This is a genomic window from Mesorhizobium humile, from assembly GCF_033977215.1.
GTDB lineage: Bacteria > Pseudomonadota > Alphaproteobacteria > Rhizobiales > Rhizobiaceae > Mesorhizobium > Mesorhizobium humile.
In genome coordinates this window covers 46428-69390 of the sequence record NZ_JAVIIV010000007.1, presented here as the reverse complement: position 1 = coordinate 69390, position 22963 = coordinate 46428, and the positions used below count along the sequence as shown (strand labels likewise).

At 63.0% G+C, this 22963-nt stretch carries 22 protein-coding genes and 1 pseudogene; 9 read left to right on the top strand and 14 right to left on the bottom strand.

Going from position 1 to position 22963, the window contains the following annotated elements; translation table 11 throughout:
* Positions 1-3: 3 nt before the first annotated feature.
* Genes RFM52_RS13070 through RFM52_RS13055 form a run of 4 tightly spaced genes read right to left on the bottom strand, consistent with a single transcriptional unit; the run spans position 4 to position 3971 of the window.
* Positions 4-864: a sugar phosphate isomerase/epimerase family protein gene (locus RFM52_RS13070; RefSeq protein WP_320297176.1), complete on the bottom strand. Its 861-nt coding sequence runs from the start codon at positions 862-864 to the stop codon at positions 4-6.
* Positions 865-872: 8 nt separating this feature from the next.
* Positions 873-2021 (bottom strand): dihydrodipicolinate synthase family protein, encoded by a 1149-nt coding sequence (locus tag RFM52_RS13065; protein ID WP_320297242.1) that lies wholly within the window; start codon positions 2019-2021, stop codon positions 873-875.
* 25 nt (positions 2022-2046) lie between these two features.
* Positions 2047-2823 (bottom strand): 3-ketoacyl-ACP reductase, encoded by a 777-nt coding sequence (locus RFM52_RS13060; protein ID WP_320297243.1) that lies wholly within the window; start codon positions 2821-2823, stop codon positions 2047-2049.
* A 2-nt stretch (positions 2824-2825) separates the two neighbouring features.
* Positions 2826-3971 carry an acyl-CoA dehydrogenase family protein gene (locus tag RFM52_RS13055; protein WP_320297177.1) on the bottom strand — a complete coding sequence of 382 codons (1146 nt, stop codon included), beginning with the start codon at positions 3969-3971 and terminating at the stop codon, positions 2826-2828.
* Between the two features lie 159 nt (positions 3972-4130).
* On the opposite strand from RFM52_RS13055, the gene RFM52_RS13050 reads away from it, so the two are divergent.
* The 4 genes from RFM52_RS13050 (at position 4131) to RFM52_RS13035 (ending at position 8586) form a co-directional block, all read left to right on the top strand.
* Positions 4131-5147, top strand: coding sequence for an aldo/keto reductase (locus RFM52_RS13050; RefSeq protein WP_320297178.1), 1017 nt, complete (start codon positions 4131-4133; stop codon positions 5145-5147).
* A 91-nt stretch (positions 5148-5238) separates the two neighbouring features.
* Positions 5239-5655, top strand: a complete 417-nt coding sequence (locus tag RFM52_RS13045; protein WP_320297179.1) for a MaoC family dehydratase — start codon at positions 5239-5241, stop codon at positions 5653-5655.
* 279 nt (positions 5656-5934) lie between these two features.
* Positions 5935-6408, top strand: coding sequence for a hypothetical protein (locus RFM52_RS13040; RefSeq protein WP_320297180.1), 474 nt, complete (start codon positions 5935-5937; stop codon positions 6406-6408).
* A 99-nt stretch (positions 6409-6507) separates the two neighbouring features.
* The gene (locus RFM52_RS13035) at positions 6508-8586 is read left to right on the top strand and encodes a sigma-54-dependent Fis family transcriptional regulator (protein ID WP_488252920.1); all 2079 of its coding nucleotides are present in this window, start codon (positions 6508-6510) and stop codon (positions 8584-8586) included.
* Positions 8587-8652: 66 nt separating this feature from the next.
* On the opposite strand, the gene RFM52_RS13030 is transcribed toward RFM52_RS13035, so the two are convergent.
* The 9 genes from RFM52_RS13030 to RFM52_RS12990 all read right to left on the bottom strand — a co-directional run bounded on the left by RFM52_RS13030 (position 8653) and on the right by RFM52_RS12990 (position 18541).
* Positions 8653-9342, bottom strand: coding sequence for an MIP family channel protein (locus tag RFM52_RS13030; RefSeq protein ID WP_320297181.1), 690 nt, complete (start codon positions 9340-9342; stop codon positions 8653-8655).
* A 68-nt stretch (positions 9343-9410) separates the two neighbouring features.
* Positions 9411-10454: an NAD(P)-dependent alcohol dehydrogenase gene (locus RFM52_RS13025; RefSeq protein WP_320297182.1), complete on the bottom strand. Its 1044-nt coding sequence runs from the start codon at positions 10452-10454 to the stop codon at positions 9411-9413.
* Positions 10455-10490: 36 nt separating this feature from the next.
* Positions 10491-12122, bottom strand: a complete 1632-nt coding sequence (gene groEL / locus RFM52_RS13020) for a molecular chaperone GroEL (protein WP_320297183.1) — start codon at positions 12120-12122, stop codon at positions 10491-10493.
* 180 nt (positions 12123-12302) lie between these two features.
* On the bottom strand, positions 12303-13100 hold the full coding sequence (locus RFM52_RS13015; RefSeq protein ID WP_320297184.1) for an iron-sulfur cluster assembly protein: 798 nt from the start codon (positions 13098-13100) through the stop codon (positions 12303-12305).
* A 5-nt stretch (positions 13101-13105) separates the two neighbouring features.
* Entirely contained in the window at positions 13106-14128 is a 1023-nt protein-coding gene (locus RFM52_RS13010) for an amidohydrolase family protein (protein ID WP_320297185.1), read from the bottom strand.
* A gap of 83 nt (positions 14129-14211) precedes the next feature.
* Complete coding sequence (locus RFM52_RS13005) at positions 14212-14580, bottom strand: MmoB/DmpM family protein (protein ID WP_320297186.1); 369 nt, start codon at positions 14578-14580, stop codon at positions 14212-14214.
* Positions 14581-14597: 17 nt separating this feature from the next.
* A complete protein-coding gene (locus RFM52_RS13000) occupies positions 14598-15656 on the bottom strand; it encodes an aromatic/alkene monooxygenase hydroxylase subunit beta (protein ID WP_320297187.1) in 1059 nt (352 codons plus the stop codon).
* Between the two features lie 52 nt (positions 15657-15708).
* Positions 15709-16767 (bottom strand): NADH:ubiquinone reductase (Na(+)-transporting) subunit F, encoded by a 1059-nt coding sequence (locus RFM52_RS12995; protein ID WP_320297188.1) that lies wholly within the window; start codon positions 16765-16767, stop codon positions 15709-15711.
* Between the two features lie 100 nt (positions 16768-16867).
* On the bottom strand, positions 16868-18541 hold the full coding sequence (locus RFM52_RS12990) for an aromatic/alkene/methane monooxygenase hydroxylase/oxygenase subunit alpha (protein ID WP_320297189.1): 1674 nt from the start codon (positions 18539-18541) through the stop codon (positions 16868-16870).
* Between the two features lie 580 nt (positions 18542-19121).
* Here RFM52_RS12990 and RFM52_RS12985 point away from each other — a divergent pair.
* Genes RFM52_RS12985 through RFM52_RS12970 form a run of 4 tightly spaced genes read left to right on the top strand, consistent with a single transcriptional unit; the run spans position 19122 to position 21248 of the window.
* Positions 19122-19577 carry a hypothetical protein gene (locus tag RFM52_RS12985; RefSeq protein WP_320297190.1) on the top strand — a complete coding sequence of 152 codons (456 nt, stop codon included), beginning with the start codon at positions 19122-19124 and terminating at the stop codon, positions 19575-19577.
* Entirely contained in the window at positions 19577-19903 is a 327-nt protein-coding gene (locus RFM52_RS12980) for a hypothetical protein (RefSeq protein WP_320297191.1), read from the top strand. Before RFM52_RS12985 ends, RFM52_RS12980 begins: the two co-directional genes overlap by 1 nt.
* Positions 19904-19915: 12 nt before the next feature.
* A complete protein-coding gene (locus tag RFM52_RS12975; RefSeq protein WP_320297192.1) occupies positions 19916-21043 on the top strand; it encodes a WD40 repeat domain-containing protein in 1128 nt (375 codons plus the stop codon).
* A gap of 31 nt (positions 21044-21074) precedes the next feature.
* Positions 21075-21248 carry a hypothetical protein gene (locus RFM52_RS12970; protein WP_320297193.1) on the top strand — a complete coding sequence of 58 codons (174 nt, stop codon included), beginning with the start codon at positions 21075-21077 and terminating at the stop codon, positions 21246-21248.
* A gap of 234 nt (positions 21249-21482) precedes the next feature.
* Here the strand turns inward: RFM52_RS12970 and RFM52_RS12960 are convergent.
* Positions 21483-22353: pseudogene (locus tag RFM52_RS12960) on the bottom strand (universal stress protein).
* Between the two features lie 185 nt (positions 22354-22538).
* On the opposite strand from RFM52_RS12960, the gene RFM52_RS12955 reads away from it, so the two are divergent.
* The gene (locus RFM52_RS12955) at positions 22539-22919 is read left to right on the top strand and encodes a c-type cytochrome (RefSeq protein ID WP_320297246.1); all 381 of its coding nucleotides are present in this window, start codon (positions 22539-22541) and stop codon (positions 22917-22919) included.
* The last annotated feature ends 44 nt before the right edge of the window (positions 22920-22963 follow it).

Here is a 22963-nt window from a genome sequence, read left to right as displayed (position 1 = left end):
TCTTCAACAAACGGAGCGGAAACGCTCCACGCAGGCATCCAGGATATCTCCGGGATCACGCTTCCACCAGTTTTTCGCCGAGAACACCTCCACCTCGCACGGCCCGGCATAGCCGGCTGCCTCCACCGCCGCGCGGATCGCCTTCAGGTCGGCCACTCCATCTCCCATCATGCCGCGGTCGAGCAGCACGTCGCGTGTCTGCGTCAGCCAGTCACAAAGGTGATAGCCGAAAATGCGTTTCGGCCCGGCCCGCAGCAATTCGTCGGCCAGCGTGCGATCCCACCAGACGTGGTACACGTCGACCGCGACACCCACATTGGGCGCATCAACGACAAGGCAAAGATCGACCGCGTCGCGCATCGTCACCAGGCAGGACCTGTCGCCGCCGTAAACCGGATGCAGCGGCTCGAGGGCCAGGCGAACGCTTCTGGCCGCCGCGTAGGGCGCTGCCTCGGCGACACGATCCGCAACCAGCTTGAGGCTTTCGCCGATGCCTTTCGTTCCCGGCTCGACCCCACCGGTGACGATGGTCAGGACAGGTGCGCCGAGACCGGCAGTCATGTCGATTGCGGCACGAAAATCGTCCATGATCGCCTCGCGGCCCGGCAGCGCCAACGGGCCGGTGAGATAGGGCGCGCGGCACAGGCCGACCACATCCATGCCGGCCGCGCGAACCTGGTCGCCGATCTCGACGGCGCGGCTGCCGATTTCGCGGCGCCAGAAGACAATGCCGCGCAGGCCGCGTTCAGCGCATGCATCGATGACACGCTCGATCGACCAGCCCGCGCCATAGCCGTCCAGATTGTGCCCGAGCGTCGCCGTGTTGAGCGCCAGGGCGGAATGGTCACTCGTGAAGTCGCGCATGGTCCCGATCAGAGGCCATAGAGCGCAAGCAGCTTGCGCATGCGTCCGACAGCCAGTTCGGGATCCGCAAGGAGGCCGCATCCGTCGGCCAGCTTGAACACCTCCACGAAATAGGGCAGCGGCCGCATCGACTGAGCGCCCCCCAGCATAATGAAATGATCCTGGAATCCGTTCAGCCAGGCAAGGAAGACGACCCCCGTCTTGTAGTATTGGGTGGGCGCGCGAAAGATCAGGCGCGCGAGCGGCACGGTCGGATCCAGCGTGGCGTGGAATGCCTGGGTATCGCCCCGGCCGAGCCGGTCGATGGCGTAGGCGGCGGCCGGCGCCAAAGGGTCGAAGATACCAAGAAGAGCGTGCGAGAATCCCTGCTCGTCGCCCGCGATCAACTCCGGGTAGTTGAAGTCGTCGCCGGTGTACATCTTCACGCCGGCGGGCAGACGGCGGCGCATCGCGATTTCCTTCTCCTTGTCGAGGAGCGAAATCTTGATACCGTCGATCCTGGCGGTGTTGTCCGCGATGATCGCCAACACCGTCTCGAGCGCATCCTCGAAGCGGTCCGTCCCCCAATAGCCCTTGAGGGCCGGATCGAACATCTCTCCCAGCCAGTGCAGGATCACCGGACGGTCGCAGCGCGCGAGCACATCGCCATACACCGATACATAGTCGTCCGGCGAACGTGCCACGGCCGCCAGTGCCCGGCTCGCCATGACGATCAACCTGCCGCCGGCCTTCTGAATGGCCTCGACCTGTTCGAAATAGGCTCGCCGGACATCGTCGAGCGAACGTGCATCGCCCGGTCCGAGCTGATCGGTGCCGGCGCCGTTGAAGACGAGCGCGTCCGGCAGTTCCTTCCTGGTCCTGCGGATGAGCTCCAAGGCCGAAGGCCAGTCGAGGCCCATGCCACGCTGCGCGGTGTCCATTGCCTCGGCGATGCCGAGACCGAGCCCGTCGAGGTGACGCCTGAATGCCATCGTGGCATTCCAGTCGATGGCGGCGGGGCCGCCGGGATCGCTGGCGCTGAAAGGATCAGCCACGACGTGGGCCGCCGACAGCACGGTGCGTGCCGCGTCCGGCGACAATCGCGCGGCGGGAACCGCCTTGCCCTGAAGCCGATAATCGAAAAGTTTGCCTGTGGTGTCCGGCAGTTGGATAATCATGGGGTTCTCCCTGGCGGCGCCGCAGTCAAAACCGCGGCACCAACATGCCCGCGTCGACGGCAATGACGTGCCCGGTCGTGTATGGCAGGTCGCCCGCAGCAAGCGTCGCCATGACGCGACCGACATCTTCCGGCTTGCCGAGGCGGCGGATCAATGTCAGCCCCTCCTCGTCGATGCGGCGGCGGTAGGTTTCGCTGACCGCCCTGGTCATGGCCGTCTCGATCAGACCGGGCCTGATGTCGTAGACGGCTATGTTCTCGCGGCCAAGGCGGACCGCGAAGACCTGGCTGACCATGGCGGATCCGGCCTTCGACACGCAATACTCCGAGCGCGGCTCCGCCACCGCCGTGGCATTGGAGGAAGAGACGTTGATCAGGCTGTAGAAGCGGCCGTCATCGCGCCTGCGGGCGACCAACCGCCTGGCCCAGCGCTGCGACAGGAAGAACTGCGCCTTTGTGTTGATTGCCTGGCAGCGATCATAGCTCTCTTCCGTGACATCGAGCGGGTCGCCACGTGAGATGACCGACACGCCGGCATTGTTGACCAGTGTCGACAGGGGCCCGACAACGGCCTCGGCGGCGTCAAGCATGCTTTCGTGCACGCCCAGATCGGCGACGTCGCCGGCGACACGCGCGACCGGAACGCCCAGCGCCGCGACCGCGGCTTCGGCGGATTTCAGCTCCTCGTCGTCGGCCGGACCGTTGAGCGCCACGCCGAATCCGCGCCGGGCGAGCTCCAATGCCGCCGCCAGCCCGATGCCGCGGCTCGATCCCGTGACGAACGCCGCATGGCGCGATCCCATTGTCACGCCCGGGCTCCGTGCTTGAGAAGCTCGCGGGCGATGATCATGCGCTGGATCTGGTTCGTGCCTTCATAAATCTGCGTGATCTTGGCGTCCCGATAGAGGCGCTCGACCTCGAAGCCGCGTATGTAGCCGGAGCCGCCGAAGACCTGCACGGCATCGGCGGTGCGCGCCACGGCTATGTCTCCCGCAAAACATTTGGCGATCGAGCAGGCCTTTGTTGCATTCTCCCCCGCATCGATCTTCTCGGCGGCGCTGCGCACCAACAGACGAGCCGCCTCGATGTCCTTCGCCATGTCGGCAAGCAGCCATTGCACGCCCTGGAAGTCGGCAATCGGCTTGCCGAACTGACGCCGCTGCTGGGCATAGTCGACCGCTGCCTCGAGCCCCGCTTGCGCTATGCCGACAGCCAGCGAGGCAATGCCCACGCGCCCCTTGTCAAGCACGCTCATCATCATGTGGAAGCCGCGGCCTTCTTCTCCGAGCAGCGCTTCAGGACCCAGAACGACGTCGTTGAAATTGAGCGCGCCGACCTGGCTGGCCCGCTGACCCATCTTATGTTCCTTCGGCCCGCGCTCTATTCCCTTGGCGTGCAGGTCGACGATGAAGATCGACATGCCACGACGGCCCGCATCCTTGTCGGTGCGCGCCAACACGAAACCGACATCGGCGACCGGTGCGTTGTGGATCCAGATCTTGCCGCCGTTCAGTCGCCATCCCTCCCCGTCGCGCCTTGCGGTGGTGCGTATCCCGGAAACATCGGTGCCGGCTTCAGGCTCGGTGATGCAGTAGGCAGCCTTCTTCTCCGCGCGCATGGCAGGCCCCAGCCACTGCTGCCGCTGCGCCTCGGTGCCATGCTGAACAAGCAAGGTGCTGATCAGTTCGACGAGGCCGCATTGATCGGCGACGGACGCATAGCCGCGCGACAGTTCCTCCATCACCAGCGCATAGGTAAGCGTGTCGAAGCCAGGGCCGCCCATGACCTCCGGAACACCTATCCCGAAGAGACCGAGCTCACCCATCTGCTCATATATCTCGCCTGGAAAGCGCTCATCCCGATCAAGCGCCTCGGCAACCGGACGAATGACATCCTCGGCAAACTGGCGCGCCATCTCGCGCACCTGCTGCTGCGTTTCACTCAGCGGCACGGCCGACCTCCTTATGTAACTATCTAGTTACTACTATGCGGGAATCGCCGCCTGCGTCAAGCGGCGGACTTCGCATCGCGTTGCGTTGCCGCTACAAGTGCTTGCGACGCTGCCCGAACTTGAATATAAATAACCAGATGGTTACTAAGGGAGGATATCATGAAGCCGTCTGACAAGCGCGTATTCGGCCGGTCCGGCCTCAACGTTACGGCCTTCGCGTTCGGAACCGCTCCTATCGGCAATTTCCTTCAGCCCATAGACGAGCTGACCGCGGATACCATGATCCAGACCGCCTGGGACGCGGGCGTGCGCTTCTACGACACCGCGCCGATGTACGGCCACGGCCTTTCGGAACTGCGGGCCGGGTATTCGCTTCGGTGGAAGAAGCGCGACGAGTTCGTCCTTGCCAGCAAAGTCGGCCGGGTCCTCAAGCCCGCAAAGCGCTCGCAGATCGACTTCGCACCGTGGTCGAACGCAGCGCCGAACACCATGAATTTCGATTACTCTTACGACGGCACCATGCGATCGGTCGAGGATTCGCTGCAGCGCCTGGCGCTTGAACACATCGACATGCTTTTCATCCATGACATCGATCGGTTCACCCGTGGAGACGACCAGCCGGAGGTCTTCCGGCAGGCCATGGATGGCTGCTGGCGGGCGTTGGAGAAACTGCGCTCGGAAGGCGCCGTAAAGGCGATCGGCGTTGGGGTCAACGAATGGCAGGTTTGCCACGAGGCCCTTAAGCAGCGCGACTTCGACTGCTTCCTGCTGGCAGGCCGCTACACGTTGCTGGAACAGGAAGCCCTCGACGAGTTCCTGCCGCTTTGCGTCGAACGCGGCGCGGCGGTGTTGGTTGGCGGAGGCTTCAATTCCGGCATCCTGGCCACGGGTGCCGTTCCAGGCGCCAAGTACAATTATTCACCCGCGCCAAAGCATATCGTGGAAAAGGTGGCGAAAATCGAAGACGTCTGCCGCGCGCACGGCGTGCCGCTGCCGGCCGCCGCCTTGCAGTTCGTGGTCGCGCACCCGGCCATCCCGTCCTTCTGCGCCGGCACTCGTACCGTCCAACAACTCGAGCAGAACCTGGCCTGGTTCAGTTACCCTATCCCTGGCGAGTTCTGGCAAGACCTGAAGAAGAGCGGGCTGTTGCGGCAAGACGCTCCGGTGCCGGCGTGAGCGCCGACGCTCAAGGGAAATCGCTCACAGGCTTCGAACTGAGCAACGAAGACGTTGAGGTCGGCGACCATTTCGAAACGCCGTCCAAGAAGTGACAGCCGCCGTCATAGAGGCGTTTGCGGAAATGACCGGTGACCGGTTCGAAATCCATATGAGCGACGAGGCAGCCCTGCGGCACGGCTTCCCTGCCCGTGTAGCGCATGGCCTGCTTGTGCTGTCTCTTGTCGATGGGCTGAAGAACGATGCCATTGCCCGGTTTCGGGCGGTAGCCTCGCTCGGTTGGACATGGCGATTTTCAGCCCCTGTGCTCGCTGGCGACACTATCAAAGCCGGGGTAAAGGTCGCGGACAAGCGCACCACTCATAACCCAGCCCGTGCGATCCTTCGCCTGCGTTTCGTCGTTCGCAGCCAGGAGGTCGAGTTGCCGGACGGCAAGCGGATCGCCGTGCCGATGCCGGCGGGACGAGCGGAACGGCTCGTGGAAAGGGCGAGATGGAAATGGAAGTGAGGGCATCCGATGGACATGTAACGGTCAAGGCCACGGCCCAATGGTGAGCTTCATGACGCCTGTCTGGCCGCTGTTCGTGCCGGCTCACGGCCGGAAGGGTTCGCGAAGATCGATGGCGAGATGGTCGACCGTCTGGAGCGACCTGTAGCAGCCGCCTGCTACCTGCTGCGCGATTTTCTGTGCTAGCCAACAAACGAATGGCGAGCCTCGCCGAAGTCGTGTAGGTCAGAAGAAGATACGACCCGAGCACGAAGAAGGCGGGTGAATCTGGGAGGATTCATGGTCGAAATCATCTCCAAGCGCGATGGCCCGCGGCGTGAGGATGTTCAGGTCAAGCGGCTGATCGAACAGAACCGCTCGACGATTGTACGCCTTGCCGACCAGATCAGCGGCGGCGGCTATTCGGCGTCCAGGAAACCACGCCAGAAACCGGAAGCCGAAGGCCTGATAATCCATGTCGGCGGTGGTTCACCGGTTGCCGCCGAGGCAGAACCATCCATCCGCGTCACCCTCAATGGCAGGGTGATCTCGGTGGACCGGAATACAAGCCGCCAGCTTCACCATATCGGCGATGTCCGCAACCGGGGCGGCGAGCAGGTCTTCGTCCTGGCGACCAAGCAGAACGGATATTTCTCGCCGGTCGACGAAACCATCGCACAAGCGCTTGCCGGCCTGGACGGGTCACGGCTCGCGGCCTCCTACACCGAAGAACAGCTTGCCGCCGACATTGGATTGAAACTCGGCATCGCCTAACGCATCTTGCGAACCGACTATCAGGCGCGCCTGGCTCGCGAGACTGCAGCACGACAGCATACAGAAATACCGTGCCCCCAAAGGTTCTGTGATGGCTGAATGAAACGCGGGATCGATACCAACCAGATGAAGACCGGAGCACTTCCGGCGCGTGCGCCGACGGCCACCGGACAGCTGGTACTGGACGCCATCGACTATGACGAGCGCGCCACCATGCGCGCCTGGGAAAATTTCCTGTCCGATCCTCCGAAATGCGCGCGCGATCCGGTCCAGGTCCGCTCGTTGATCCACGATTCCTGGTCCCGCAGCGCTACTGGCGGGATAAATGCGCAGGGCGTCGAAGCGCCCCTCAACAGCAACCGCGACGAGATCGAGTATCTGACGCGCGCCAACGCCGAGTTGCTTTCGGCGGCGCGGCGGCCGTTCGCCTCTCTTGGCCCGCTGCTGGAAGGGACAGGAGCGATGCTGGTGCTCGCCGACAGCGAAGGCGTGCTGATCAACGCTATCGGCGACAAGAAGACCCTGCATGATGGCATGGACATCCATCTCGCTATCGGCGGCAAATGGAACGAGGGCGCAGTCGGAACCAACGGCATCGGCACAGCGCTCTGGACCGGCGAACCTATCTTCGTCCACGCGGCCGAGCATTTCTGCGCTGGCATCAAGGGCTGGACCTGCGCCGGCGCGCCGATCCGCGACCCGTTGGATGGGAAGATCGTCGGCGTCGTTGACCTGTCGGGCTATTCGCCGATCTTCCGTCCCCACAACACCGCGCTTGTCGCCGCCACAGCCAGGCAGATCGAAAAGGCGCTGGCCGAGCAACAGCAGGAGCAGCGCACCCGCCTGCTCGAAGCCTTCATTTCCTCCGCACCCGGTTACCGCGGCAAAGACGGGCTGGTGATCGTCGACCACCGTGGCCGGGCGATCTTCTGCAACAACGTGCCCAATGGCGACGCAGCCGAGATGACGGACGGCCCGATGGAGCCGGGCCGCGGTCGCTGGCTCATGAACCTGCCGGCGTCCGGTTCCGACAGCGATCTCGCCAAGGCACTCCCGGCGCATCTGCGGTCTTGCCACATCACACCGCTGAAGCTGGACGGCAACCTCAGTGGTGCGGCCCTGGTGTTCCCGGCCGCGCCAATCGTTTCGGGCGTGGCGGCTATCAACCGCGAGGCGAACAAACGGCTGCAGGCAGCGACGTCGATGATCGTCGGCGAAAGCGAGACGCTGCTGGCCGCCATCGACGTCGCCTGCCGCGTGGCCCGGTCGAGCGGTGTGACGTCGTTGCTGATAGAAGGCGAAACCGGCGTAGGCAAAGAGCTGTTTGCCCGCCTTGTCCATGCCGGCAGCGGCCGCTCGGAGAATGATCCGTTTATAGCCTTGAATTGCGGCGCCATCACCAGGGAGCTGTTTGGCAGCGAATTGTTCGGCCACGTGGCTGGCGCCTTTACCGGCGCCTCACGTGACGGCAAGGCAGGCGTTTTCGAACAAGCCAGTGGTGGCGTGCTCAGCCTCGACGAAATTGGTGAGTTGCCGCTCGAGATCCAGCCGTTCTTGCTGCGCGTGCTGGAAGAGCGTGTGGTCCACCGCATCGGCGACAGCAGGGGGCGGCCGGTAGACGTCCGCCTGGTCGCCTCGACCAACCGCGATCTCAAGCAGGAAGTCGCGGCGGGTCGCTTCCGCAGCGATCTCTACTACCGCATTGGGGCCGTTTCGATCCGTGTCCCCGCCCTGCGCGAACGCGGCGAGGACGTGCTGTTGCTGGTCGAGCATTTCAACCGCCAGATCGCAGCCAAGGCCGGCAGCGATCCGCTGCAGTTTTCAAGCCGCGCGCTCGACGCGCTGCTTGCCTATCGCTGGCCTGGCAACGTGCGCGAGCTGAAAAACCTGATGGAGCGCCTGCATATTCTGGCGCGCAACAGCACCGTCGACCTCCCGGATCTCCCGTGGGAAATCACGACGGGATACGGTAGCGACACAACCATGCGCAGCGACAATCCCGTGGCCATGCTTGAGGCACCGGTTTGCACATTCGAGGATGCCGAGCGGCAGGCGATCAGGAACGCGCTTGCGGCGGAGGGTGGGAACCTGAGCAAAGTCGCCCTCAGGCTCGGCATTTCCCGGCCGACACTCTACCGCAAGCTCGAGCAGTACGGCATCCGACGCGGGTTCGTCTGAGCAGCCGCAAAAAAGGAAATCCCATGGCATTCGCGCCATGGGATTGGTATTTGGATCGGCGGCCGATCAGGCAGGCTGCGGCGCCTGTTCGCCGGAACCGATCACGCCGCCGCGCAGGGCCAGTCCGGCTGCGGCGGCGCCGAGGCATGGCGCGACGATATAGAGCCAGAGTTGCGACAGCGCCGTCCCGCCGGCAAACAGCGCCGGGCCGAGCGAGCGGGCGGGATTGACCGAAGATCCGGACACCGCGATGCCGGCGAGATGGATCATGACGAGCGTCAGGCCGATCGCCAGCCCGGCCAGAGGACCCGCGCCACCTTCCGCGGTGGCGCGAAGGATGACCAGCAGGAACAGGAAAGTGGCAACCGCCTCGAACAGGAACGCCGAAGTCGCCGAATAGGCCGACCAGCCGTTCTGGGCGAAACCGTTCGCGGCGACGTCGTAGCCCCCACCCTTCCCTTCCACGATCACATAGAGAACCGCCGATGCGACGATCGCCCCCAGACATTGCGCGACGACGTAGCCGATCAGATCGTTCGGCTTCATCCGGCCTGAGACGAAGAAGCCGAGGCTGACGGCCGGATTGAGGTGGGCTCCCGAGATCGGTCCGATCGCATAGGCCATCGCGACCACCGAAAGCCCGAACGCCATGGCGACGCCCAGCAGGCCCACTTCGGCGCGCATGAAGAGAACCGTCGCGCAACCGAAGAACACCAACGCGAAGGTCCCGACGAATTCACAGATGTATTTGTTCATTTTCCTCTCCAGGTAGTGACGATCTGGACCGGCGGCGCTTTTCCACATCGCATCCGGTCCAGGATTTTTCAGGGAACGATGACGCCGCGGCCGGTGAACCGCCGGTTCTTGAAGTCGTCGAGCGCGGTGTTGATGCTGGCGAGGTTGTACTCGGTGTAATGCATCTTCACCTTGCCGTCGGCGTTGAGCTCCATCAGTTCGACAAGCTCGGTGAAGTTGCCGACCAGGCTGCCTCCGATGTTGATCTCCTCGATGACCAGATGCGCGGTCGGCACGTTGACCGAGCCGCCATAGCCGACCACGAACAACTGGCCGCCCTTGCGGACCATCTTCCAGCAGATGTTCTCGACGCCGAGCTCGCCAACGAAGTCGATGACCACATGGGCGCCGCCGCCGGTGATCGCCTTGACCTCCTCGACGACGTTCGGCCCGCCATCGAGCACGAAGTCGGCGCCGAGATCCTTGGCCAGCACGCGCGCCGCCGGCTCGCGATCGACGGCGATGATGCGGCAGCCGGAAATCGCATGCAGCGATTGCAGCGCGATATGGCCGAGCCCACCGATACCGAGCAGCACGCAATAGCTCCCCGGCCGGAGCAGTTTCGCCGCTCGTTTGGCTGCCCGGTAGGCGGTGATGCCGGCGTCGGCCAGCGGCGCCACCTCGATCGGCGTGACATTGGCGTTGAGCTTGATCAGCGAGCGCTCGCTGGTGATGAAGTATTCGGCGAAGCCGCCGTTCATGCCGAGGCCCGGGAACTGGCCGTTGTCGCAGTACATGTCCTCGCCATGGCGGCAGTTGAGGCAGATGCCGCAGGAGCGGAACGGGTGGCAGATCACGGCATCGCCGCGCTTGACCGACCTGACGCCGCTGCCGACCTCCTCGACCCAGCCGGCATTCTCGTGCCCCATGATGTAGGGCAGAAGGCTGCCGTCGGGATCCATGGTCGGCTTCCACACCCCTTCGATGATATGGAGGTCGGTGCGGCACAAGCCGGCGGCACCGACGCGCACGATCACCTCGTCCGGGGCGGTGATCGTCGGTGCGGCGACATCCTCGATCTTGAGCTTCACGTTCATTTTCGGGTCGTATTCGTAAAGTCTGGCAGCTTTCATCGTCGTGTCCTTTCAAATCGTTCGGTGAATGCCGCGTCAGGCGCGGCCAAGCTTTTCCGCGCCGCCGCCGAGCGCCGGCCCGGCGGTCGGGTCCTCGTCCTCGGCAAGATCGCCGATCAATGTCTCTGTGGTCAGGATCAGCGTCGCCACGGACGCCGCGTTGGCGAGCGCCGTGTAGGTGACGCGGACGGGATCGATGATCCCGGCTTCGAACATGTTCTGGTAGCTGCCGGCGGACGCGTTGTAGCCGTAGCCGCCGTTGATGCGCGTCACCTCGGCCACCACCGCTTCGGGATCGGCGCCGGCATTGACGGCGATGCGCCACAGCGGCCGCGTCAGCACGGAGCGCACCAGGCGCACGCCTTCGGCGATGTCGCCATCGACACCGGCCGCGACCTTGTCGAGCAGCGGCGCGATCTGGGCGAGCGCGGAACCGCCGCCGGCGACCACGCCCTCCTCGGAGGCAGCGCGGACGGCATTCAGCGAATCCTCGATCAGCTGGATGGTCCGCTTCTGCTCGACCGGCGTGACACCGCCGGCATAGAGGATCGCGGTGCCGCCGGAGAGTTTGGCCAGGCGCTCGCGCAGCTTGTCCTGCTCTATGTTCGGGGGCGCGGCTTCATATTGCCGCTGCACCTGGGCGCGCCGCGAGGCGATCGCATCATGGTCGCCACCGCCGCGGATGATCGAGGTGTATGACGAGCTGGTCTTCACCCGGTCGGCGGTCCCGAGATCGTCGACCGTGATGTCCTCCAGTCGTCCGCCGAGATCGCGCGCTATCACCCTGCCACCGGTGATGATCGCCAGATCCTCCATCATCGCCTTGCGCCAATGGCCGTATTCCGGCGGATGGACGATGAGGTATTTGCCAGGCCCCTGCTTGCCGAGCAGTGTGACGACGACTTCGGGCGACACTTCCTCGGACACGATCAAGAGCGGCCGGCCGGCCTCGTTAGCGATGCGACGCGCGGTCTCTAGTGATTGCGGCTCCTTGATCTTGAGATCGGTCATCAGGATGAAGGGCCGCTCGAGCACGGCCTCCATCTTCTCCTGGTCCGTGACCATGTGATGCGAGAGGTAGCCGCGGTCGAAGGACATGCCTTCGACAACGTCGAGCGTGGTCTCGGTGGTGACGCTGAAGTCGGTGGTGATGACGCCTTCGGCGCCAACGCGCTGATGCGCTTCCGCCACCAGCGCGCCGAGCTTGGCGTCGGTCGCGGCGATGTTGGCGACGGAGGCGAGAATGCCATTGCCCTTGGCGGGCCTGGCCGAAGCCTTGAGAGCATCCACAACCGCCGTTACGGCAAGCTCGATGCCCTTGCACAGATCGACGGATTTCGCGCCGCGCTCATTCGCTGCGATGCCGCCCTGGATCAGCGCGTTGGCGAGCACGATGGCGGTCGTCGTGCCGTCGCCGGCGACCTCGTTGGTCTGCATCGAGACTTCGCGCACGACCTGCGCGCCCATATTCTCGAAGCGATCGTGGAGCTCGATCTCGGAGGCGATGCTGACGCCGTCGCGCGTCACCATCGGCGTGCCGATCGGCCGGTCGATCATGGCATTCATGCCTTTGGGACCAAGCGTAGGCTCGACGGCCGCGGCGAGCCGAAAGACACCACGCGCCAGCGCACGGCGGGCCTCGGAATTGTGAAGCATAATTTTGGGCATGACTCCTCCTTCCGCCTTACGGGCGGGTTGTTGGTTAGGGGCCTCGTGCGAGGGAGGCCGTTGCTTCGGTTCTGCTTAAAGCGCGTCGCGCAGAAACGGATTCAGGCGGCGCGCTTTAAGTCTTTTGTTTTGATGCATGTCGTTCTCCCAAAACCGCTGCGCACTTTTGGGCGACATGCATCAGGTGGCCGGCGCGCTTCGCTCCGGCACGCGGTCCATGATGAAGTCGACCAGCGTCGGCTCGCCGTCGATCACCTCCAGCTCCTTGTATCTGGTCTGCTTGAGCCCACGGCAAAGCGCGCCGTTGAACTCCATGTTGATGCGCACGGCGCGCAGGTCGGCGAGATAGGCATCGAGGCCCATGGGTGGGATTGCCTGCCCCTCCCACGTGACGAACAGCGGATCGCCCTGCCTCCGCGCCGGAAAGCGCTCGACCAGCGCCGCCCGGTATGTCGCCTTCTGCTTTGCCGCGTCGCCAGGCCCGAGCCGGGCAACATCATACGCGGCAAGGTCCATGCCGAGGATCTCGCGATCCGTCAGCCCTTGCCTTCTCAAGTTCAGCAGCACCGCTTCCTGGCGCCGCTTGAAGGCCTTCATGCTGAAGGTCTCGCGCAGCGCGCCGATATCCTCATCGCCGGCGAGCCCGGCGAATATGTCACCGAACGTCTTGCCTTCCTCGATGCCGCGATTGACCTCTTCGGCGAACATGTGATCGTGCAGCCTGACACGATAGGCGGGCGACCAGGAGAGCTGGTCGAGCGCCTTGCGCACGCCGTCGAGCATCAGGAAGGCGAAGTTGGGCGAGCACCAATAGGTCGGCAGGCGGAAGTCGATCTCCACGCCGCCGTCACCGATGATATCGGCCCGCTCGACAAAGCCCATCTCGGTGATCGGCTCGTCGAGTTCCGGGTCGTTGACCTCGCCAAGGCGCCGCCAGAGTTCCCTCTCGCGGCTGTCGGAAACACTGGCGGTTGCCATGGCCTCTACTCCGCCGCGATGCTGAAAGGCGAGCTTGCCAGCGCCTTCTTCTTCGCTTCGATGTCGATGTTGTAGAGACGCGCGGCGTTCAGGCCGAGTATCTTCTCCTTGATCTCGTCGGTCAGTTGCACACCGCGTTCCGCGGCGATGTCCTGCGGGATCTGGTAGGCCCAGAATTTCTCGACCAGCCAGCGAGGCGTCCAGATCGCGTAGTCGGAGCCGAACAGGATCTTCTCCGGCCCGATCCAGAACAGCAATTCGCCGATGACCTCGCCGAAGTAGCGCGGGCGCGAGTGGATGAAGGGAAGCGCCACCGCCAGGCCGCCATAGACATTGGTTTCCTGTGTCGCGATCCAGCAGAAATCGTCGAGGCGCGGCAGGCCGCAATGCTCGATGATCCAGTTGAGGCCCTGAAAATCCGTCGCCGCATGGTCGACGTCATGCACGTCGAAGGCATCCTTGCTGAGCGGGATGATCGTAGGGCCCTTGTGGACGTGGATGTTCTTGATGCCGAGCTTCTCGCACAGCTCGAAGCACTTGTAGGCATCGGGATCGGTGAGCTTCCAGCCCTTGGAGGCGCCATTCCATTCGGCCGTGTACATCTTCACGCCCTTGACGTTGTAGGTCTCCTTGAGGAAGTGGATGTACTCAAGCGCCTTCTCGCCATCGCGCGGATCGAAGGCGCCGTTGACGATGAAGCGCTCCGGATAGCGCTTGGCGACCTCGGCATTGCGCTCGATCGTGTTGAAGCCGTTCTTGTAGAAATCCTTCAGATAGGTCGACTGGACGATCGCCACGTCGTCCGGGCCGTCGATGAACAGGTCGCGATAGAGATCGTCGGCGCTGTATTTCTCGAACTTGCCCTTCTCCCAGAGCTGTTCCTTCGGGCTCAGGCCCGTGTGATAGGCATAGAAGCAGTCGATGAACTGCTTGCCGTGGATGTTCTTCTGGTTTTCCGGGCTGCCGTCCCAGAAATGGGTGTGGCCGTCGACCACGAAGATGTCCTTGCCTTCAGGTGTCCTGTACATTTTTTGCCTCCGCAGTCGTCATGTTGATGGGGCGTCGTGTTGACGGGTGCCGGCGCGCCGCCAGGCAGCGCGCCGGGGCTTCCTCAGATGTATTCGAAGACCTCGTCCATGTTCCCGAACAGGATCACGGTGTTGTCGTCGATGCGCACCATGCGGCCGTAGTGGGTGGAGGTGTTGACCTCGAAGATCTCGGCGGTCATATCGCGGCCGAGATACTCGCTGATTTCGTCCATCTTGAAGATCAGCTTGCCGTTGCCGTCGATGCGGATCATGGCCGGCTGATAGGTGACGGTGACCCCCGGCTTCTTGCCCATGAATTCGGCGATGGCGCGGGCCTCGACCGAGTCGTTCATGGTGACGCCGCACTGGTGCGAGATCGTCTGTTCGAAGGTGATGTCCTTCATCGCCTTGAAGATGTTGGACTGCGAGGCGTCGCGTGCTGCTACTGACATGATCTTTTCTCCCCTGTTCAGCGCTTGAGGCCGAGTTCGCCGAGGATCCGGCCGATCCGTTCCTCGGATTGGGCGCGAACGTCGGTGAAGGAAACCGGCTTGGAATGCGGCATCGACCAGATCGGCTGGAGGCCGGTGGCTGCCTTGTCGGCGAGCGCGCCGTGCTTGTTCGCCCAGCCCTGGAACAGCTTCCTGTTGGCCGCGCCGTGCTTCTCGTCGTTGGCGAGCAGGTAGATCAGGTCGATGGTGTTGGCGAGGTTGCGCTCGTAGTCGGCTTCGGCCGCCGAAATCACCGGCGGCGTGATGAAGTCGTGGTTGGCCGCCGCCGCCTGCATGAGGAAGCCGGAGCGGAACAACTCGCCGACCAGGGGCTCGAACACGATGTTGATGGCGAAATACTGCTCGAGATAGTCGGCCGTGCCCATGATGGTCTCGACCGCCTCGCGGGTGCCCTGCCACACGCCGTCCTCGAGCCAATGCTTCTTGCCGAGCTCGTCGTCCCAGCCGGGGATGTCCATGCCGATCTCGGCAAGGTAGAGCGTGATGTCCTGGGCGAGCCGCAGCTTGTAGGAGGAGTTGGTCAGCGTCGCATTGTTGATCATCTGCGTGTAGCCGTAGCGCTGCGCCTGCATGAGCGACGTGCCCAGGCCGAACTCGGCGTGCTTCCATGCTCCGAGATGCGCCTGCAGAAGCTTGGCCCAGACCTTGTCGAAGGTCTTCGGCGCGCCGGCGCGGCGGGCATTGGTGATGACGCTCTGCACCATCGTCTCGATCTTCGACTGGCGCTGGTAGTGCGTGCGTTCCCACTCCTGGTCGGGAGCCCGGAAGGCATGCCAGTTCGAGCTCTTGGCGGCCGTATTGTCCTTGATGTAGGCGCCCTTGCCGTTCGAGAACGAGATGATCCAGTCCTGGATCAAGTAGCGCTCGGGATCGGGCTGCACGTCGACCGTGACATCCTCATAGTGTGTGGCGCGCTGGCCTCTCGGCTGGAAGTACCGATATTTGCGGCTGTCCGAATCGGCGAAGATCGCGGCTCCCGCGGCTCCCGATCCTACTGAACTCGACGTTGCTACCATTGTCTTCACTCCCTTTGTTGCAGTTGCTCTGATGTTGTCGCTCCGGCCCGCCTCAATGGGCCGGGGCGGCGTTGGACGATGTGGTGAACCGGTCGAAGAAGATGCGTTCGGTCTCGAAGCCGTTCATGAACAGGACGGGCTGCAGCGCATCGATCATGGGCGGCGGGCCACAGGCATAGACGTCGCCCTGCCCGTCGACCGCGAGCTGCTTGAGCTTGGCGTCGACGCTCTGGTGCACGAAGCCGCGCTCACCGTCCCAGGCCTCGCCGTTGACGTGCGAGAGAACGGGAATGAAGTTCAGTTCCGGGTGGCGGCCGGCAAGCTCGGCGATCCTGTCGAGATAGAACAGGTCGCCGGGCGTCCGCGCGCCATAGAAGAAATAGACGTCCCGCTTCTCGCCGCTCTTCAGGTGATCGTTGAGGATCGACCATACCGGCGACATGCCGGAACCGGCGCCGACCAGGATCAGGGGACCTTGCCGTTCTTCCCGCCGGAAGCAGGTGCCATAGGGTCCGACGACGGTGACCTCGGCTCCGACGCGGATGCCTCCGGAATCGAGCTCTCCGGAGAACTTTCCTTCGGGATATTTCTTGATGATGAAGGAGAGCTTTTGGGTTTCGTCCGGCGTATTTGCCATGGAGAACGAGCGCGTAATCGTCTCCCCTTTTTGCGTGGTGACCGTGATGTCGACATATTGGCCAGCCCAGAATTTTATCGGCGACGCGAGCTCGATCTCGATGCCTCGGATGTCGTGGGTCAGATGCTCGAACTTCGAGATCCGGCCCTTGAACGTCTTCACCGCGATTGATTTCGCCAGAACCTCCTCGTCGTAGTTGAGGAGCTCGACCTGCATGTCGGAATAGGCGATCGACCGGCACAGCAGGACGTGGCCGCTCTCCTTCTCCGTGTCGTTGAGCGCGAAGGTCGAGTATTTCAGCATGTCGACTTCGCCTTCGAGCAGCACGCATTTGCAGGCCGAGCATTGCCCTTCCTTGCAGCCATGCGGCAGCGCGATGCCCTGGCGGAAAGCCGCGTTCAGGACCGTTTCGCCGTTTTCGACCTCGAACTCGACGCCGACCGGCTCCAGGCGCACCGTGTGAGCACCAGTCATCGATAACCTCCCAATTCCTCTCCGGCCCGTCCGCAGGACAGGAGATGGTCTTCTTCTGGAATGTCGCGGGAGCCGGAACCCGGCCCCCGCGCTCGGATGGTCAGTTGATGGGCGTGATGGTGAAGCCCGCCCGATATTCGGCCAGATGCTTCTCGCGGTCCGCCGGCGACATGCCGCGGAGTGCCTTGAGCGGCGAGCCGAGGATGTTGCCGCGCACGTCGTCGAGGGTCCACTGCTCGTCGGCGCCGAAGCGCAGGTGCGGTTGCGGGATCAGCGTCTTGCCGTCGGAACGGACGAAGTTGAGATCCTTGATCGCGTCGGCGAGATCCCAGCCGTCATAGAGCGTCTCCCATTCGCGCTTGCCGCTGAAGCGGCCCATCGCGGGCGTCGGACGGCCCTGATACTCGTCGGCGAAGGCTTCGACGGCGGTCCAGCGGTCGAGCTCGTGGGCGAAGGTGTGCAACTGCCCGTCGATCTCGTCGACCACCATGTCCTCGCGGATCAGGCAAGGCACCAGGCAGGACCAGCAGCGATGCGGATAGACGTAGCCGACGTCGCTGTTGAACAGCAGCACCTTCTCGCCCTTGTGGCTGAGCTTGGCGTACCATTTCCAGAAGTCGCCGAACTCGGCATACCAGCCTGGGTATTTGTGCTCGAACCACTCGAAGTCCTTGTCGGTCTGCGCCTCGATGCGCCAGAAGTTGACCGGCCAGCCGACGGCGAAGAACTGTCCGACCTTGTGGACGTAGTTCTTCTTGGTGATGCGCTCCCAGGCCGCCTGGACATCGTCGTGATGGATCTTGATGCCGTATTTCTCGAGCGGCAGCATGTAGGTGCGGTAGTAGTCCTCGTAGATCCAGCGGTGCCACATCTCCGCGTAGGACTCCTTGTTCTTGTCGCGGTTGGTGGTGCCGTATTCGATGAAGGTGCCGATCGCGGCGTCGACGATGGCGTGGTTCTGCCAGAAGGCGTAGCGCATGTCGCGCTCCAGCAGCAGGTGGTTCTCCGGCTCCTTCAGCGCGGCCATCAGCAGCGAGTGGCCGTTGCCGATGTGGCGGCTCTCGTCGGACTGCACCGACAGGAACACGGTCGGCAGCGCATAGTCGCCGTTGCGCGCGGCTTCCGAAGGCATGGCGACGAAGAGCGTGTTGGTGAACGCCGTCTCGGCGACGACGGTCAGGTACATGCACGCGGCCGTCATGGTGTCGCCGGTGATGAAGCCTTCACCGAACTGGCGGCCGATCGTGGTCGCGTAGCACTTGCCGAAGGCTTCCTCGGTGATATCGAACCCCGCCGGATCGATGTAGTTCTCCATGTACCACTTCTTCAGATTCATCTGGATGGTGGAGTGGCGGAACTCGTCGACCATCTGCATGGTGAAGCCGGTTCTGAGGTCCTCGCCGGGCGCCAGCCGCGCCACCATCGCCATCGAGCGGGCGGCGGAAATTTCCGGGAAGGGAATGATGGCGAGGAAGAGCTTCATCCACTCCACCCAGCGCGGCTCGACATTGCGGAACATGTCGCCGCGAAGCGCGGCGTCGAGCGCGCCGTAGACGCGATTGTCCTTTTCCTCCTGCATGGGGAAATAGGAGCGCAGCACCTGCTTCATCGGATCGCGCGGCGCCTTGGCGATCTTGTAGTCGGTCGGAAACGTCATCGCTTCCTGGACATAGGTCGGGTTCCAACCGAGGTCGGAAATCTTCTTGGTCGCCTCGCCCACGGAAATACCGCGCTGCGAGGTAATCTTGTTAAGTGTCAACGACGACATCGTCATAAGCCTCCACCAGGTTGAGCCATGGATCCCTCGATCCAGGGCATGAGACGGCACACAACGCCGCCAGTGAGTTTGCGAACGGCATGACAAAGGGTTGCGCCTTCAGGCGCGACACAGGGTCCAGCCATTCAAGTGGATCGCGGCAAAGGTTCTCGAGGTGGGCTGCGGAGGCGCTGCGACACCCCAGTCGCATCTTGCGATGGGCGTGTCGAAGCGCGTGTGCTGCGGCTTCCTCCGGTCCTTCGTTCTTTTGGCACCGCGTCGGAACGCGATGGGCTTCTTATGCAAATGGGTAAAGCAAGCGCCGTGCCAGTTTGAAAATCGGGCCTATGAGCAGCGCCTGGGCGGAGACCGCCCTGGCCCTCCCCAGCAAACATCCGGATGACTGTAACGATATTTTACAGTTGTATATTACATATGTAATATTTGTACAGCATTGTGCGTTGCAATATATACTCTTAGCAAACGCGGTATAAATAAAATAATCAGCGTCTATTCATTTCGACTATTTCATACACTATTTGATATCGATCTCGATTTGATGACCGATCTCGGACGGGAGGCAATGCCGGGAAAGACGATGCCAAGCCACAATGACAGCCCCGGCCTTCCCCGGCCAAGCCAACCGGACGACGTGACCGCCGAGCTCGTCAGGCTGATGCCGAGCGACCTCGTTTTCGTCATGCGATTCATGGGTGAGAGCCAGCACCGTCTGCAATGCCATTTCCAGGATTTCATCCGGGCCGAGCTTGCCGCCAGCGGCGTCACCACGGAGACGCATCCAATGATCCATCTGTTCATTGAAAGCCACGCGATCCTGTTGCGCGACTTCGTGTTTTCCGGGGTATCGCTATCGCGCCAGTTTCGCATCGCCGAGATCGAGCATCTTACCGGCGACACCACGTCCATGATCCGCGTCGACATATGGGATCAACTCAAGAGCCATATCGAAACCGCCGAAAAGCAGTTCCAGACACAGGTAGGCGGTCTGCCGGTATTGCTGTCCGCTTTCGAAAAACCAGCCGAGAAAAAGTGATGAGCGGCGGCACGAGACACGATGCTGGACTGGCCACGCTGGTCGCTCGACGATTGGCTCTCGTCGCCGAAATCTCGGCGCTCACCGCCGAAACACAGCGGCTCAATCAAAAGCTCTCCGGCATCCAGATGGAGGTGCTGCGCCTGGAGCTCGAAATCGGCAGGCACGGCGGCAGCGCTGAACTGGTGCGGGATTTGCATGACGCCGAAGAGAGTGCCGAGGCCATGAGGCATGGCATGCATCGAAAGCGAGGAACGCATCGTGGCAATCGAGGGCAAGGTCGCGGATGTCGACCGCGCGCTCGCCGAAGCAACGAGCGACATTAGGGGAGGCAAGCCGTGAACCAGCAAACGACGCAGAACCTGGCGCTGTTCGACCTGCTGGCGCGAAGCTGGCGGCGCCCGGCCGCGGTTGCCGATGTGTGCTTCAGCGCCGATGGCTCCGCCGTTGCATTCACCTCCGTGGACGGATCCGTCGCAATCGGCCAGGTGGCGGATCAGGAACCGCCGGAGTCGAGGATCCGGGTCAGCGGCGATCTCGGACAGACGACGATCCGGCCCCGCGAGAAGCCGCCGGCACCTTTGATCGCCTCCGCAGCGCTTGGGGACGGCGATGTCCCCATCGTCGCTTGTCACGGTTCCGGCTTCCTCGTCGGTACGAGTGCCGGGCAAGCCTCGCATTTGGCATCCGACGGCGAGATTGCGCCAACGCCGATCAAGATCGACGGGCCGATCCTCGCCATCGCCCATAGTGCCCCGAAAGCCATGACAGCCGTCAGCGATGGACATGATGTGTTCCTGTCGCGCGCCAATGATGAAGTGGTAAGGCTGCGCCAGGCTGTGCCCTCATCGACACACGCAATCGCGTTCTCGCCGGACGCGAAACGGCTCGCGTTCGATTCCGGCAATGGCCTGTCGATCTGGGCGGTCGACGGCGGTCCCGAGCTGACAAACGAATTTTCCACGCCCTCACGCCCAGCTTCCATCCGCTGGAGCCACGACGGCTCATGGCTGGCCTGCGGACTTGAGACAGGAGGCTTTGGCCTTGTGCGCCTGGCAGATGGCCGATCGGGCGTGGTCGGCGGCTTTCCCGAGCTCGTGCGCACGGTGTGCTGGAGCGCGCAAGAGAACACGCTGTTTGCATCGGGCGCCTTCCGTATTGCCGGCTGGTCAATGGCTGCCCCGCCATTTGAGCATGCAGCTTCCGGCGCGCTGGAAACGGGTCGTGCGGCAGCTGTTCCTGTTGAGACAATGGCGGCGCATCCGGTGAGGAACCTTATCGCCGCCGGCTACGCCAACGGCCGGATCACGGTCGCCCAGATCGGCTCGCGTGACGAGCTCGTCGTGAAATTTTCAGGCAGCGCGATCACGGCGCTGGCCTGGTCCGGCGATGGACAGCACCTGGCTGTGGGCATGGTGGATGGAACGGCCGCGATCGTCACCTTCCCGGCAATGCTGTTCAAATAGCCAGGGCGAAACCCGACAACAGGAGGATGGAATGCAAACCGAGCTCACTGCAGAGGAAAAGAGCAAGGATGAATTTTTCGAACGCCTTGCCAAGTTGTCGCAAGAGATGGTGGCCAAGCATGGCAAGGATTTCAGCATGGGAGCGCTGGTGCTGGCTGCAAGGTGGATCGCCGAAAACCGGGCGGGTCCGCTGAAGACCAATTGAATTGCCGATGCGCCCTTGACCCGGCGCGCCCTCAAGGCACATCCTGGCAGAGCTGTTGGCATGCTGCTGGGCCTGGCCGCGAGGGCTCGACACGTCGAGCCGGGTCCTGCTGCTCGGATGCGAAGGGGCAACTGGCCCGGGGATACACACCAGGGTCGTCGGCTCAACACCCGAGGCGGTTTTCGAACGACGAATCCGCCCGGGAGAACTCACCGGTTCTGGTGAAGAATCTTTTCAACGAGCCATAAGAACCGGAAGCCTTGGGCCCTCGATCACAGACCTGGTCACGCCGCCGAAAATCCTCTCCCGCAGCCGGGAATGGCCGTAGGCGCCCATGACCATGAGCTCGGCGCCAGTGTCAACGGCGTGCTGGCGAAGAACCTCGGCGATGGAACGGTTCGAACTTGGCAGACGATCCACCGCGACTTTCACGGCATGGCGGGACAGGTAGGTTGCCACGTCCGCCCCGGGTTCCGCGCCATGGTGCCGTTCGTCCTCGATCGGGTCGACCATGACGATCCGCACCTCCTCGGCACGGGTCGACCATGACGATCCGCACCTCCTCGGCACCTGAAAGGATGTCGAGCGCTTCTCGCACGGCGCGCGACGCTTCCAGGCTGGCGTCCCATGCGACGAGGACGCGTTTGGGTTTCAACGTCGCGGACGCTCCTTTGGGGACGAGCAGAATTGGCTTCCCAGACGAAAACAGCGCGCCTTCGATGACTTTCTCCTTGAGCGTCTGGCTCGCTAGCAAGTCTGGGCCAAGGACGGTTATATCGGCGTAACGCGCGCGCCGGCCAACGACCTCATCTGCCCAGGCATGGTCCGGGTAGTCATCACTTAGGTCCGTCGATACCGGGCTAGCCGACAGCATTTTGGAGACAGCCGAATTCCGCTTCTGAAGCATTTCCATTTCGGCTTCTCGCTCCGCGAGCCAAACCGGCGAAACCACCTCGGCATATGCTCCGCCAGAGGGAGGCGCCGCGATCACCAGAACAAGCACCGAGAGATGGGCATTGATTTCTTCGCACAGGCCCGTGGCGAGCTTCAGATCATCGTCTCCCTGATTGGCCCCTGTAACCGTGAGCAATGTCTTGAATGGCATGGCGGCGTCTCCTTGTCCGGGAAGCTTGATGGAGGACGTAGCCGTAGCCAGGTGGTCGGAAACCGTCCTTGCGCTGAATCAAACCGATCGCTTCTCAAGTTTGATCCCGGTCAACGTATGCGCGCGCGACAGGCCTTAGCCTGACCTGATGGTTGGAGGCGGATCAAATGAGATTCGGGACGACGATGGGTTTCTTGGCGCTGACGCTGAGCGCCGCGGCGGCACAGCAGATGAGCAATGGAGAGCAGGAATATCTGAACTCCTGCGCCGTGTGCCACGGCGTGGACGGCAGGGGCGACGGACCAATGGCCGACGTATTGCGGAAGCGCCCGGCGAATTTGACGACGCTGACAACGCGCAATGGCGGTGAATTTCCCTACTGGCGGGTCTACGCGACGATCGACGGCCGCGGCCTCGTGCCCGAGCATGGCGAGCGCGACATGCCGGTCTGGGGCAATCAGTTCCTGCCTGACGATGTGAAGAAGTACGGGCCCTATGGCGGGGAGGCCGTAACCACGGAACGCATTCAAAACCTCGCAGGTTACGTCCAGACGCTTCAGCGCTAGCAGGCAAGCCGAAGGACGATGCAACCAAAGTCAAGGCGCATGCG

Bases quoted from the DNA above. Each gene is read 5' to 3' on its own strand.
- RFM52_RS12995 (WP_320297188.1), bottom strand. From the start codon at position 16,767: ATGACTGGTGCTCACACGGTGCGCCTGGAGCCGGTCGGCGTCGAGTTC.
- RFM52_RS13050 (WP_320297178.1), top strand. From the start codon at position 4,131: ATGAAGCCGTCTGACAAGCGCGTATTCGGCCGGTCCGGCCTCAACGTT.
- RFM52_RS12980 (WP_320297191.1), top strand. From the start codon at position 19,577: ATGAGCGGCGGCACGAGACACGATGCTGGACTGGCCACGCTGGTCGCT.
- RFM52_RS12955 (WP_320297246.1), top strand. From the start codon at position 22,539: ATGGGTTTCTTGGCGCTGACGCTGAGCGCCGCGGCGGCACAGCAGATG.
- RFM52_RS12990 (WP_320297189.1), bottom strand. From the start codon at position 18,541: ATGACGATGTCGTCGTTGACACTTAACAAGATTACCTCGCAGCGCGGT.
- RFM52_RS13040 (WP_320297180.1), top strand. From the start codon at position 5,935: ATGGTCGAAATCATCTCCAAGCGCGATGGCCCGCGGCGTGAGGATGTT.
- groEL (WP_320297183.1), bottom strand. From the start codon at position 12,122: ATGCCCAAAATTATGCTTCACAATTCCGAGGCCCGCCGTGCGCTGGCG.
- RFM52_RS13000 (WP_320297187.1), bottom strand. From the start codon at position 15,656: ATGGTAGCAACGTCGAGTTCAGTAGGATCGGGAGCCGCGGGAGCCGCG.
- RFM52_RS13060 (WP_320297243.1), bottom strand. From the start codon at position 2,823: ATGGGATCGCGCCATGCGGCGTTCGTCACGGGATCGAGCCGCGGCATC.
- RFM52_RS13015 (WP_320297184.1), bottom strand. From the start codon at position 13,100: ATGGCAACCGCCAGTGTTTCCGACAGCCGCGAGAGGGAACTCTGGCGG.
- RFM52_RS13070 (WP_320297176.1), bottom strand. From the start codon at position 864: ATGCGCGACTTCACGAGTGACCATTCCGCCCTGGCGCTCAACACGGCG.
- RFM52_RS13035 (WP_488252920.1), top strand. From the start codon at position 6,508: ATGAAACGCGGGATCGATACCAACCAGATGAAGACCGGAGCACTTCCG.
- RFM52_RS13030 (WP_320297181.1), bottom strand. From the start codon at position 9,342: ATGAACAAATACATCTGTGAATTCGTCGGGACCTTCGCGTTGGTGTTC.
- RFM52_RS13065 (WP_320297242.1), bottom strand. From the start codon at position 2,021: ATGATTATCCAACTGCCGGACACCACAGGCAAACTTTTCGATTATCGG.
- RFM52_RS13005 (WP_320297186.1), bottom strand. From the start codon at position 14,580: ATGTCAGTAGCAGCACGCGACGCCTCGCAGTCCAACATCTTCAAGGCG.
- RFM52_RS13010 (WP_320297185.1), bottom strand. From the start codon at position 14,128: ATGTACAGGACACCTGAAGGCAAGGACATCTTCGTGGTCGACGGCCAC.
- RFM52_RS13025 (WP_320297182.1), bottom strand. From the start codon at position 10,454: ATGAAAGCTGCCAGACTTTACGAATACGACCCGAAAATGAACGTGAAG.
- RFM52_RS12985 (WP_320297190.1), top strand. From the start codon at position 19,122: ATGCCAAGCCACAATGACAGCCCCGGCCTTCCCCGGCCAAGCCAACCG.
- RFM52_RS12970 (WP_320297193.1), top strand. From the start codon at position 21,075: ATGCAAACCGAGCTCACTGCAGAGGAAAAGAGCAAGGATGAATTTTTC.